This is a genomic window from Corynebacterium gottingense, assembly GCF_002285125.1.
Classification (GTDB): domain Bacteria; phylum Actinomycetota; class Actinomycetes; order Mycobacteriales; family Mycobacteriaceae; genus Corynebacterium; species Corynebacterium gottingense.
The window spans coordinates 86483-98563 of sequence record NZ_NSGN01000011.1; the positions used below are offsets into that span (position 1 = coordinate 86483).

The 12081-nt window shown below is 65.8% G+C and carries 12 protein-coding genes and 1 pseudogene; 9 read left to right on the forward strand and 4 right to left on the reverse strand.

Annotated features, from left to right (window positions below):
- Positions 1 to 14: 14 nt before the first annotated feature.
- The 5 genes from CKJ82_RS10570 to CKJ82_RS10590 are packed head-to-tail and all read left to right on the forward strand — an operon-like array spanning position 15 to position 4004.
- A complete protein-coding gene (locus CKJ82_RS10570) occupies positions 15 to 980 on the forward strand; it encodes an ROK family protein (protein WP_095538108.1) in 966 nt (321 codons plus the stop codon).
- A 36-nt stretch (positions 981 to 1016) separates the two neighbouring features.
- Complete coding sequence (locus CKJ82_RS10575; protein ID WP_095538109.1) at positions 1017 to 1766, forward strand: lysophospholipid acyltransferase family protein; 750 nt, start codon at positions 1017 to 1019, stop codon at positions 1764 to 1766.
- A 6-nt stretch (positions 1767 to 1772) separates the two neighbouring features.
- Positions 1773 to 1985, forward strand: a complete 213-nt coding sequence (locus CKJ82_RS10580) for a hypothetical protein (protein WP_095534894.1) — start codon at positions 1773 to 1775, stop codon at positions 1983 to 1985.
- Positions 1986 to 2027: 42 nt separating this feature from the next.
- Positions 2028 to 2564, forward strand: a complete 537-nt coding sequence (locus CKJ82_RS10585; RefSeq protein WP_095538110.1) for a polyadenylate-specific 3'-exoribonuclease AS — start codon at positions 2028 to 2030, stop codon at positions 2562 to 2564.
- A gap of 51 nt (positions 2565 to 2615) precedes the next feature.
- The gene (locus CKJ82_RS10590) at positions 2616 to 4004 is read left to right on the forward strand and encodes a class II 3-deoxy-7-phosphoheptulonate synthase (RefSeq protein ID WP_095538111.1); all 1389 of its coding nucleotides are present in this window, start codon (positions 2616 to 2618) and stop codon (positions 4002 to 4004) included.
- A gap of 62 nt (positions 4005 to 4066) precedes the next feature.
- Here CKJ82_RS10590 and CKJ82_RS10595 read toward each other — a convergent pair.
- Positions 4067 to 5377: pseudogene (locus CKJ82_RS10595) on the reverse strand (protein kinase domain-containing protein); the annotation flags it as partial.
- A gap of 1 nt (position 5378) precedes the next feature.
- On the opposite strand from CKJ82_RS10595, the gene CKJ82_RS10600 reads away from it, so the two are divergent.
- Positions 5379 to 5771, forward strand: a complete 393-nt coding sequence (locus tag CKJ82_RS10600) for an Rv2175c family DNA-binding protein (RefSeq protein ID WP_095538123.1) — start codon at positions 5379 to 5381, stop codon at positions 5769 to 5771.
- Here CKJ82_RS10600 and CKJ82_RS10605 read toward each other — a convergent pair.
- From CKJ82_RS10605 to CKJ82_RS10615, 3 genes are read right to left on the reverse strand one after another with little or no spacing between them, the layout of a single operon-like run.
- Positions 5743 to 7230 (reverse strand): alpha-(1->6)-mannopyranosyltransferase A, encoded by a 1488-nt coding sequence (locus CKJ82_RS10605; protein WP_095538112.1) that lies wholly within the window; start codon positions 7228 to 7230, stop codon positions 5743 to 5745. The genes CKJ82_RS10600 and CKJ82_RS10605 overlap by 29 nt on opposite strands.
- Positions 7230 to 8333 (reverse strand): polyprenyl synthetase family protein, encoded by a 1104-nt coding sequence (locus CKJ82_RS10610; RefSeq protein ID WP_095538113.1) that lies wholly within the window; start codon positions 8331 to 8333, stop codon positions 7230 to 7232. Before CKJ82_RS10610 ends, CKJ82_RS10605 begins: the two co-directional genes overlap by 1 nt.
- Before the next feature lie 56 nt (positions 8334 to 8389).
- Positions 8390 to 8956 (reverse strand): GNAT family N-acetyltransferase, encoded by a 567-nt coding sequence (locus tag CKJ82_RS10615; protein WP_095538114.1) that lies wholly within the window; start codon positions 8954 to 8956, stop codon positions 8390 to 8392.
- Between the two features lie 139 nt (positions 8957 to 9095).
- Between CKJ82_RS10615 and CKJ82_RS10620 the strand changes: the two genes are divergently transcribed.
- From CKJ82_RS10620 to CKJ82_RS10630, 3 genes are all read left to right on the forward strand, one after another.
- Positions 9096 to 9539, forward strand: a complete 444-nt coding sequence (locus CKJ82_RS10620) for an SAV_6107 family HEPN domain-containing protein (protein ID WP_095538115.1) — start codon at positions 9096 to 9098, stop codon at positions 9537 to 9539.
- Between the two features lie 186 nt (positions 9540 to 9725).
- Entirely contained in the window at positions 9726 to 10118 is a 393-nt protein-coding gene (locus CKJ82_RS10625) for a DUF3040 domain-containing protein (protein WP_095534976.1), read from the forward strand.
- A gap of 262 nt (positions 10119 to 10380) precedes the next feature.
- Positions 10381 to 12042 carry an IS3 family transposase gene (locus tag CKJ82_RS10630; RefSeq protein WP_095538116.1) on the forward strand — a complete coding sequence of 554 codons (1662 nt, stop codon included), beginning with the start codon at positions 10381 to 10383 and terminating at the stop codon, positions 12040 to 12042.
- The last annotated feature ends 39 nt before the right edge of the window (positions 12043 to 12081 follow it).

Here is a 12081-nt window from a genome sequence, read left to right on the forward strand (position 1 = left end):
TACGATGATGGGCTATGGCAACGGACGAAACGCTCACGCTCGGTTTTGACATCGGCGGAACGAACTTGCGCGCCGCCGTCGTGGATTCGGCGGGGCGGATTCTTGACTCGGCGCAGACGCAGACGCCGCAAACCGGCCCGGAAATGACGCAGGGGATCGTGCAGCTGGTCAACCAGTTGCGCGAGACGTACGACATCGGTGCTGTCGGCCTGGCGATCGCCGGCTTCCTCGACCCTGACTGCGAGATCGTGCGGTTCGCCCCGCACCTGCCGTGGCGCGACGACCACCCGCTGCGCCGCGAGCTCAGTGACGCCCTTGGCCTGCCGGTGCGCTTGGAGCACGACGCGAACTCGGCGGCCTGGGGCGAGTACCGCTTCGGCGCCGCGAAGTCGGCCGACACGTGGGTGCTGTTCGCCGTGGGCACGGGAATCGGCGCGACACTGATGCACCACGGGGAGATCTACCGCGGGTCCTTTGGCACCGCCCCGGAGTTCGGCCACATTACCGTCGTCCCGGACGGGCGGGTCTGCTCCTGCGGCAAGCAAGGGTGCCTCGAGCGCTACGCGTCGGGGACCTCGCTGGTGGACTGCGCGATAGAGAGCGCGGCGAAGGGCTCCTACAAGCGCTGTGGCCTGTACCGCAAGGTGGTGGACAAACGCGCGACTGGGCGCGACGTGATGGCCGCGGCGCGCGCCGGCGACGAGCTGGGGCAGGCCGCCGTGGACAGCTTCGCCACCTGGCTGGGGCGCGGACTGTCAATCGTCGCTGACGTGCTCGACCCCGCCCTCATCGTGTTGGGCGGCGGGGTGTCGGAGGACGCCGACCTGTTCATTGACACTGCTCGGGAAACGATGGCGAACACGATGGTCGGGTCCGGGTACCGCCCGGTAGCAGACATCCAGTGCGCGGAACTCGGCCCCCAGGCCGGTATGATCGGAGTGGCTGACCTCGCGCGCGAGATGCTGCGCGGCGAGCACTGAAATCTTGATCAGCATCTTGATGAGGGAGCAAACGCAATGACAAACCGGTGGTATTCACTGTTTAAGGCCGTGCTCGGCCCGTTCCTCATTGTGTGGAATCGCCCGACGATCAACGGCGCGGACTACATCCCGGAGCGCGGCCCGGCGATCATGGTGTCCAACCACCAGGCCGTCATGGACTCGTTTTACCTGCCGCTGATGGTGCGCCGGCAGCTCACGTTCCCGGCGAAGAGCGAGTACTTCACCACGCCCGGCGTGAAAGGCGCGGTGCAGAAGTGGTTCTTCTCCTCGGTGGGGCAGGTCCCGCTGGACCGCCAGAGCGCGGATGCAGGCGATGCCCTGCTCAACGCCGCGACGCGAGTGCTGGACAGCGGCGAGCTCTTTGGTATTTACCCGGAGGGCACCCGCTCGCCGGACGGCCGGGTGTACAAGGGGCGCACGGGCGTTGCGCGCATCGCGATGGAAACGGGAGCGCCCGTCGTGCTGACCGGCATGGTGGGCACCCGCAACGCCAACCCGATCGGCACCAACTTCCCGCGCCCGGCGAAGGTGCACATTGAGATCAGTGAGCAGATCGACCCGCACGCGTGGGCCGCGGAGCACGGGTTCGACCCCGCGTCGCGCGAGGTAGCCCGTCCGTTCACGGACTACCTCATGCGCCGGCTCGCCGAGCTGACGGGCTACGACTACGTTGACGTCTACGCCAGCGAGGTCAAGGAATCCCTCGCCGCGACGGGGTCGTACCCGCCGGGGGCCGAGCCGGAAGCAACGTCGGAGGGAAAGTAGGTGAGCATGAAGAGCATGGACAAGGATCTCCTCACCCGCATCGTGCTGGTGGTTGTCACGGTGGCGCTCTACATTGTTGCGTCGCAAACCGGCTTTCACACGACAATTGCCGCACCGATCGCCGTCGTCATCGTCGCGGTTGTGATGTTCTGGCCGCGCAGTCGCGCTCGGCGTGAGGAGCGCCTGCCGATCCGCTTGGATGATCGCCCGAGCGAGTAGCAAATGTTTACACCCTGGAACTAGGAAGGCCTGTGTGCGCAGGTGAAGTACTTCTACGATACGGAGTTCATTGAGGACGGCTCGACGATCGAGCTGGTGTCCATCGGCATCGTCGCCGAGGACGGCCGCGAGTACTACGCGGTTTCTCGCGACTTCGACGCCACCCGCGCCAGCGACTGGGTCGTCCGCAATGTGCTGCGTAAGCTGCCACCGGAGAGTGACCCTCGCTGGAAGCCGCTGCGCACGATCCGCGACGAGGTCTTCGCCTTCCTCACCGCCGACTCCTCCACGCCGCACCTCTGGGCGTGGGTTGGCGGCTATGACCACGTGCTGTTCGCGCAGATGTGGGGCGACATGAGCGCGTACCCGCGCGAGCTGCCGCACTTCACCCACGAGCTGAAGCAGTATTGGGAGATGGCCGGCCGGCCGAAGCTTCCGCGGGTTCCGAAGGGGAGCCACGATGCGCTTGTCGACGCCCGTCATAACGTCAAGAAGTACCGCGCCTGCGCGGAAGTGCTGCCGCTGGATGCAAAAGGCCGGGTCACCGCGTTCCGTGACCCCTCTCTTGGGCACGCATAAAAGTCCGCAAATTCATTTTGTGCCCCTCACCGGTGTGCTAAGAATGAGAACGTGAGTTGGACTATTGACATCCCTAAAGAAGTTTTGCCCGATCTTCCGCCGCTGCCGGGGGACCTGAACGAGCAATTTCAGGACGCGGTTTCGCGCGACGCGAAGCAGCAGCCGAGCTGGGACCCGGATCAGGCCCGCGCCGTGCGCAAGATCCTCGAGTCCGTTCCGCCTGTGGTCCTCGCGCCGGAGGTGCACCAGCTGAAGTCGCACCTCAAGAACGTCGCGCTGGGCAAGGCGTTTCTGCTGCAGGGCGGCGATTGCGCCGAGACCTTTGAGTCCAACACGGAGCCGCACATCCGGGCGAACGTGCGCACGCTGCTGCAGATGGCGGCGGTGCTGACGTACGGCGCGTCGATGCCGGTGGTCAAGCTCGGCCGCATCGCGGGGCAGTACGCCAAGCCGCGCTCGTCCGATCTGGACGCGAACGGTCTGCCGAACTACCGCGGCGACATTGTCAACGGCGTGGAGCCGACCGAGGAGTCCCGCCGCCACGACCCGGCCCGCATGGTCCGCGCGTATGCAAACTCGTCCGCAGCGATGAACCTGGTGCGCGCCCTGGTTGCTTCGGGCACCGCTGACCTGCACAACATCAATGATTGGAACCGCGAGTTCGTGACCAACTCGCCGGCGGGTGCGCGCTACGAGGCGCTCGGCCGCGAGATCTCTCGCTCGCTCGCGTTCATGGACGCCTGCGGTGTCAACGACTACAACCTGCGCACCTCCGAGATTTTCGCGTCCCACGAGGCACTGCTGGTTGATTACGAGCGCGCGATGCTGCGCCTGGCGGACGGCGAGGACGGCAAGCAGCACCTCTACGATCTGTCCGCGCACCAGCTGTGGATTGGCGAGCGCACCCGCGGGATGGATGACTTCCACGTCAACTTCGCGGCGCTCATTGATAACCCGATCGGCATCAAGCTCGGCCCGAAGGTGACCCCGGAGGAGGCTGTCGCCTACGCGGACAAGCTCGACCCGAACCGCGAGCCGGGCCGCCTGACCATGGTGATCCGCATGGGCCACGACAACGTCCGCACGGTCCTGCCCGGCATTGTCAAGGCTGTCGAGGCGTCCGGCCACAAGGTCGTCTGGCAGTCGGACCCGATGCACGGCAACACGTTCACCTCGTCCAACGGCTACAAGACGCGCCACTTTGACAAGATTATTGATGAGGTCCAGGGCTTCTTCGAGGTTCACCGCGAGTTGGGCACGCACCCGGGCGGCGTGCACATCGAGCTCACCGGCGAGAACGTCACCGAGTGCCTCGGCGGCGCGCAGGACATCAGCGACGTGGACTTACCGGGCCGCTACGAGTCGGCCTGCGACCCTCGCTTGAACACCGAGCAGGCCCTCGAGCTGGCCTTCCTCGTCGCGGAGATGCTGCGCTACTAAGCGCCATTCGCTTCTCGACGCCCCCGCGATCCCTCCCTTCCTCAGCCAACCAACGCGGAACTGAGCAGGGGAGGGATTTCGCCGTAGAGGCCCGACCCGAACCACCAACCGCCGACGGCGACGGCTGCGGTGACTGCAATCGCGAACAGCACGTACACCACAACCCCCAGGCCTGATCGGTTGGACACGCGCCGCACCTTGGGGCGCGGTCCGCGCGCGGCTGGCGGTGCCGCCGGTGCTGGCCGCCGCTGCGTGGGTGGCGGCGCGACGGGAGCCTGCCGCGTCGGCACGGGCACCGGTTGCGGGGCAGGCTGCGGGACTGGTTGCGGAACCGAAGCCGCGGCCCCAGCGCCCGGGGCATCCGGGAACAGGCGCCGCTCGGCCTGCGGAACGGCGCGCGTGGGTCCTGCTCCGTTGGGGTACTGCGGGCGCTGAGGGTGCGGAGGGCGCGGAGGGCGCGGCTGGGAGCCGAAGCGCGTGGGGTGCGCGGCGGCGCGGTTTGCGGCCGAGTTTTTTGGGGCCGGCACGGTGTAGGCGGGAAGGCGCAGGTCGCGCGCGACGTCGTCGAGCGCATCGAGGAACTCCCCGGCGTCGCGGAACCGCTCGGAGGGGGTCCGGGCTGTCGCGGTGGTGACGAGTTCGTCGAAGAGCATGGGCACTCCGTCGATAAGCTGCGACGGCGGCGGCACATCATCCTGCAAGCGTGCGTAGGCGTGGGCGAGCGGCGTGTCGCCGGTGAACGGGGTGCGGCCGGTGAGGAGCTCGAACAGGACGATGCCGGCGGAGTAGACGTCTGAGGCGGGCGTGATCGCGGAGCCGTTGACCTGCTCCGGCGAGAGGTAGGACACGGTGCCCACGATCTGGTCGGTAGATTGCGGCGACTCGGCGGCGGCGCGCACGAGCCCGAAGTCGGCGAGTTTGACCTGGTGGTCCGTGCTGATAAGCACGTTGTCGGGCTTGATGTCGCGGTGGACAAGGCCCTTGGTGTGCGCGACTCCGAGCCCGGTGAGCAGGCCGCGGAGCACGCTGGTGGCCGCGTGCGGCGGCATCGGGCCGCGCTCGGCGAGGAGCTCGCGAAGCGTGCCGCCGGTGATGAGCTCCATGATGAGGAAGATGGTGTCGCCCTGCGCGGAAAAGTCGTAGACGTTGACCAGGTTCGGGTGCGACAGCTGCGCCATGGCGCGGGCTTCGCGGCGGAACCTGTCGAGGAACACCGGGTCATGAACATACTGCTCGTGCATGACTTTAGCGGCGACCTCGCGCCCGAGCCGGGTATCCACGCAGCGGTACACGGTGGCCATGCCGCCACGCGCGATCGGCCTGTCGATCACGTATCGGTTGTCCAGGTAGTCTCCTACACGCATGCTGACCAGTATGGTGCACACCCGCCGCTCGGCGCTAAACTACGGTTCCGTGAATACTCTTGATGATCTTCTCGCTGGCGAAGAACTGCTCACCATGCCCGATGTTGCGGAGATGCTCGGCATCCCCGTGACTAAGGTGCACGACTACGTGAACGGCAAGAAGCTCGTGGTCTACCGCAAGGACGGCAAGAAGTACATCCCGGCCGTGCTGTTCAGCGACGGCGAGATGAGCAAGTTCATCACCGGCGCGATCACGGTGCTCTACGACGGCGGATTTACCGAGGAAGAGATCCTCGCATACCTGTTTACCCCGGACGATTCACTCCCGGGCCGTCCGATCGACGCTCTGCACGGCCACGGCGCGCGCGAGGTAATCAGGCGCGCGCAGGCGATGGCGTTCTAGCGCCGACCTGCTTATCGACGCCACCGCGCGGCCACACCAACACGACCGACAGAAGCGCCGCGAACGGCGCGAGCACGAGGAACCACGGGTCGTAGAAGCGGTGGTTGCCGCTGCCCGTGAACGCGAGCGCGATGACGACGGAGCCGCCCACCGCGACCCGCTCGACCCACGCCGGGGCTTGGAACGTGCCCACCAGTGAGATAAGCGACGCGTAATACCAAGGCAGCGTCACCGAGTTGGCGACAAAGGCGACGGCGTAGGCGGCGGTGGTGCCGGCGACGGCGGTGGAGCTGGCAAGCGCCCTGTCTTTGGGGCGGAAGAACCACCACACGACGACGAGCCCGGCGAGCATGAGGATCCCGCTGGCCGCGCGGTTGGCGGCGAGGGCGCTGTTGTAGTGGAAGTCCTCGTTGATCAGCTGCGCGATCGGCGTGATGAGCTCGGCGAGCAGCGTCGGCCCGGCCAGCGGGTTGACCACCTTGGAGTTGCCGGAGATCTCCTCAACCCAGCCCCACGACGATCCGGAAAGCACGGTGACGAGGTTGACCACCGCGGCCGTGACGGCGACGGTCCACGCACCGCTGCCGATGAACACGCCCACGCGGCGCGGCCAGCTGGCGTGCGCGCCGCCGTTGTCGCGCGCGAGCAGGATCCAGACGACGAAGGGGAGCGCGATCGCCGCGGTGGCCTTCAGGGACACGGCGAGCGCGATGAGCGCGATGCCTGCGGTGGACCAGGCAACACGGCGGCACTGCGGCGCGATGCACGCGAGCAGCCCGGCGGAAACGAGGCCGACCATGACAGATTCGTTGTGCATGCCGCCGACGAGGTGGAGCAGCATGACCGGGTTTGTGGCGCCGATCCACAGCGCGAATTCCGCGTTCCCACCGAGCTCGCGGGCGATCCGCGGTACCGCCCACACGATGAGGGCGAAGCCGGCGAGCGAGATGAGCTTGTACACCATCAGCCCGGCGGTGACGTCGTCGCCGACAACCGAGGTAATCGCCTTGCCCAGCCCGAGGTGGAGCGGGCCGTACGGGGTGGTGGTGTTGCGCCAGTCGTGGCTGACCTCCCAGAGGTACGGTCCCGGGTTGACGGCTGCGCCCTCGGTGTAGGGGTCGTAGCCGTCGCGAAGCATTGCCCCCTGCATGAGGTAGGAGTAGACGTCGCGCGACAGCACCGGCCCGCTGAGCACGAGCGGTGCGGTCCAGGCGCAGGTGGCCAGTCGCGTCGCGCGCAGGCCGGGGCGGGCGCGGCCGAGCATCAGCCAGGCCACGACAAGACCAAGGATGCCCACAGTAAGCAGGCCGTTCATGAGTCCGCGGCCGTGGCCGTAGGTGAGGGCGTCGAGGCCGAGCTCCCGCATCAGCCCGCTGCGGTTGCGCGTTGCGCCCGCGCCGTAGGAGCCAAGCGCGATGCACACGCTGGCGGCGACGCCAAGCCAGAGCGTGCGCTGCATCAGGCGCGCCGTTCCGTGGACTTGATGGCCAGTTGCCGCAGGGTGTCGGCCACGGTGTCGTCGATGTTGGCGGTCTCCAGGTGCGCGAGCCCCGAGGTCGTGAGTGCCTCAATTCGCTTTTCGACGCCCTCCAGCGCCCCACTTTCCACAATCAGCTCCGCCAGCCGGGCCAGATCTTCAGGCGCCGTGGCGGTGCCGATGCCGGCGCGTAGCTCGGCCGCGGCGGACGGGTCGGACTCGTCGAGCAGCTGGAGCGCGGTGGCGAAGAGGACGGTGCGCTTGCCCTCGCGGAGGTCGTCGCCGGCCGGCTTGCCGGTGACGGCGGAGTCTCCGAAGACGCCAAGGACGTCGTCGCGGAGCTGGTAGGCGATGCCGATGTCGTGGCCGTAGCCGCGGAACGCCTCGATGGTGTCGGCAGGTGCGCCCGCGACGGCGGCGCCGAGGTGGAGCGGGCGCTCGATGGTGTAGGCGGCGGTCTTGAACCGGTTGACGCGGTCCGCAAGCTCGATGGACTCGCTGCCCTGCGCCTCGAGCATGATGTCGAGCAGTTGGCCGCCGATAACCTCGGTGCGCATCCCGCGCCAGGGCGCTGCGGCGCGCTCGAGGGCGGCGTCGCTCAGGCCGGAAGCGCGCCACATGTCCTCGGCCCACACCAGGGCGAGGTCTCCGATGAGAATGGCGGCGTGTTCGCCGAAGGCGGCGGCGTCGCCGCGCCTGCCGGCGGCCCGGTGTTCGGCCTCCACGGCGCGGTGGACCGTCGGGTTACCGCGCCGGGTGTCGGAGGCGTCAATGATGTCATCGTGGACCAGGGCGCAGGCCTGGATGAACTCGAGCGCGCTGACGGCGCGCAGGACTGCCTCCGGGTCCTCTGCGGATGCCGAGCCGCCGCGCTCGAGCCCTCCGCCTCCGACGAAGCCGGCCCAACCGTAGAGCGGGCGGATGCGCTTTCCACCGCCCAGGACGAATCGCTCCAGGTGCGCTACCGCGTTGGTGACGGGCTCGCCGATGCGGGCGACCGGTTCGCGCTGCTGGTCAAAGAACTGACGGAGTTGTGCTTCCACAGCCGCGGGGATCTGGTCTAGCGGGGTGCTCCTATCGGCCACGGTGTGGACTCCTTATATCTCATGAGTGTGGGGGCGTCGTGCTACCGCAAGATTACCTACCCGCCGGACGGCAGCGGCAGGGTGCGTCCCAAGATTGCGAACGGGCGCGGGTCCCCCGAGTAGTAGAAGCCGCGGGCGACGTCGGTGAACCCAAACCTGCGGTAGAGCCGGAAGGCGGCGTTGGCCTCCTGCTCGACCTCCGGGGTGGACAGCAGCGCGTGGGGCGCAGGTGTCGCCTGGAGGAGCGCGCGCAGGAGGTGCGCGCCGATGCCTTGCCCCTGGGCGCTGGGGGAGACGTGGACCTCCGCAACCTCGAAGTAGTTGCGCAGGATCGCGCGGTCGTGGTCGGTGGGCCCGCCGTTTTCTCGCATCGCGCGGACGAGCTGTCGGTCCCACCAGCGCTCGCGGCTGCCCAGGAATCCGTAGGCCACGCCAAGAACGTGCTCGCCGCTGACGGCGGCGAAGGCAACGAACCCGGGGGTGGTGACTTCGCCGCGCCAAACGCGGATCCGCTCGGGGCGGATCGAGCGCGGGTACTCCATCGCGTCGAGGTAAATGTCCACGAGCTGCGGTGCAAGGTACGCGAATTCAGCCTTGCTCAGGGGGCGAATGTCTACGGTCACGTCTCCATCGAACCATGCCGGTACTCGCGCCGTGGAAAAAGCCACAACTTCGAACATTTGAGCGATTATCGACGCCACCGTGTTCGCCCCGCACCTTAAGGTCAACACCAACGACATCCCAATAGGAAAGGACAGCCCGATGAACACCACTACTGCCAGCGTGATTTCCGCAACTACCCGCTCCGCGTCCTCCACCGCCAAGCGCGACCGCTTCCTTGCCGCCGCGGACGCCTTCTTGGCGCAGGCCCACGAGGAGCTCGAGGAGGGAGATGAGGCGCTCGCTCTTGAGCAGGCGTACCTGGCCGCGCTGCGTACTGCGGGAGCGGTGTGCGCCACCGCGCCGGAGATACGCCGGCGAAAGCGGCTGCCGAGTAGCGCGTGGGACAAGCTGGCGCTCACCGGTCCGGACGGTAAGCGGTGGGCGGCGACGTTTCGTGGTTACTCGGCGCTGCGTGGTCGCGTGGCCTCTGGCATCCAGCAGCGTCCCGAGATGGGCAAGGTGACGGCCCTGCTGGACGAGGCGGAGCAGTTCTATCTGGCGTCCCTGCCGGAGTTTGGCGCGGAACCTCCACTGGTGGCCTAGCGCGGCGGCATGGAGGCGGGGTGCGCTGTGGGCGAATGGCAAATCAGCACAGTTCGCTGAACCGATTCTCCGGCGGGAACAATCTGAGTAGGATGACCGTTGTACCCATAAGATGATTCGCCGCCGAGGCGATTCAACCACCGATTGAGTGCGGTCAACACGCCGTATAGCTGGGGAGTGAAGCCATTGTCTCTTTCTGAACAGGAACAGCGCGCCCTCCGAGAGATCGAGCAGTCGCTTCTCGCTGAGGACCCGCAGTTCGGGAGCTCGGTCGCGCAAGACGCTGATTACGCAGGCCGTCAGCCGTCCGGCAAGATCACCCTCCGTAGCGTCGCGCTGATGGTCTTGGGTCTTGTGCTCCTGCTCGGCGGTGTCGCGCTCGCAACCGTCAGCGTGTGGATGGTGCTCATCAGCATCGTGGGCTTCGGCGTGATGATGTTCGGTGGTGTCATGGCCTTGCGTACGCCCGCAACCCCGTCCCCGCACCTCCGACCGCAGCAGGCGAACGCGGCGCCGCAGTCGCGCCGTGGCGCGTCGATGGAGGAGAGTTTCCGCCGTCGTTTCGAGGATCGGCAGTAGACCGCCGGTAGGTACTGCCCGGGGAAGTTGTTGCCCCGCAGATTGGCTCATCGCATCCCGTTCTGGGGTGCGTTTTTTCATGCCCACACTCACTTCGGGTGCTCAGGCTCTTTCCGGCTCCGGGCGTCCATGAGTCAGGACGCGTCATCCGCTCTGACAACGCTTTTGACACCTAGATGACGAGATCACCGTGACGAAGTCGTAGGAAAATGGGACCGCGGACAAATAGTTGGAGTGTCTCAGGGGGCGGAGAGGGTTTCTGATGTCTGCTCGGTTTCCCCGTGAGATCCGGGAGCAAGCAGTTGATAAGTTTCTTGAAGGCATGCCGTACAAGCGCATCGGCGATTGGCTGGAAGAAAGCTATGGCCAACGCCCTTCTCGGTCAACGGTCGGGTTATGGGTCAGGCAAAGACGTCACGGTCGCCCTCTTAGCCCGCAGCCGGGTATGCATGCCCCGGAAACAGTCGCTGATGCGGTTGCACGTCGTGTGACCTCAACACAGTCGTTTGCAATTATCGGCGACCAAGTTGGCGTCGCCAGTGGGTCAGTGCGGAAATGGACTTCGCGGTACTGGCCCGACGCGCAAGAGGTTGCCGCTGCCGCGTCGCTGCCGTTCGACGAGGTCTATGCGATCACAATGGAACGTGTGAGCAAAGATCGCAGAAGCAAACGCACCGAACAGCAACAGCGCGTCGCTGCTCGGCACAATGCCGCAACCCGTCCGGCACCGGTAGATTCCTGGTTGCCAGGCCCAGGTCCTGTCCCTGATATGGATGCGCTGCCTGATGACCCTGCAGAGTTAAAGAAACTCCTCGCCCAGGAACGCGAACGCCAAGCGGTCAAAGACGCGATCATTGAAGTGCTCATGGGCGGCAGCGAACACACCCAGGGCAGTGGTGATGCATCGGGAAAAGCCCTCGTCCGTGATGGTGCATTGTCTATAGCTGCGAAAGCTGCTGTGGTCTGCGCCCTTACGGACACCCACCACATCAGTATCGCCAAAGCATGCGCGCTTGCCGGGATCGCGCAGTCAACGTTTTATCACCACCAGGGCAAACACCAACGCAGTGTGGCAAAACGCAAGGCACGCCGCGACAAGTACAAAGTCCTCATCCGCCAGGCAGTCGATGAGTGCGGGCAAAGCTACGGCTACCGGCGCATCCACGCGTGGCTTGTTCGCGGTGGGCATCGCATATCGGAAAAAATTGTGCGTGAGCTGATGGACGCACTCGGCTGCCGCCCACCAGCAAAAGCATCCACGAAGTACTCCTCATACACCGGTGAGACCGCGCACCGCCCGGCAAACCTGCTGCTCATTGGCGATAACGAGCGCCCTGCTAATGAGACACATACCCTTGCCCGCCCTGAGGTGGCGCACTCGCAGTATTTCACCCGGTATGCGCACAGTAAGGGGTTGACCCATGATTTTCACGCGGATCAACCTTGGCAGAAAATTGGTACCGATGTCAGCGAAATCCGCTGCAGTGACGGCAGGCTCTACTTGTCAGCAGCCATCGACTTCTTCGACGGGATGCCCATTGCTGTGACTATGTCACAAACGCCAAACCATGAGCTGGTTGCCGGGATGATTGAACGGATCGACGCGGTAAAACCTGCTGATGCGCAACCGATCCTGCACTCGGATCGTGGAGGGCTCTACCGCAGCACACGCTGGGTCAACCTGATTACCGACCACGCCCACAACATCACCGGGTGCAAGGCATGCGCCACAGGGGAATGGTGCCAGAGGCGGTGGCGATACATCCCGTCACTGTCACGGAAAGGCACAAGTGGTGATAACGCGCGCACCGAGGGGTTCTTCGGCACGATGAAACAGAGGGTGTCAGAAAGTTTGTGTGTGAGGCTCTCATCTAGAAGGAGTTTCACCGATAATGACTACGGTGTCACCGAAGAACAACCATGACCCGGCGAGGGTCAACGAGATCAGCGAGAAGCTGATGGA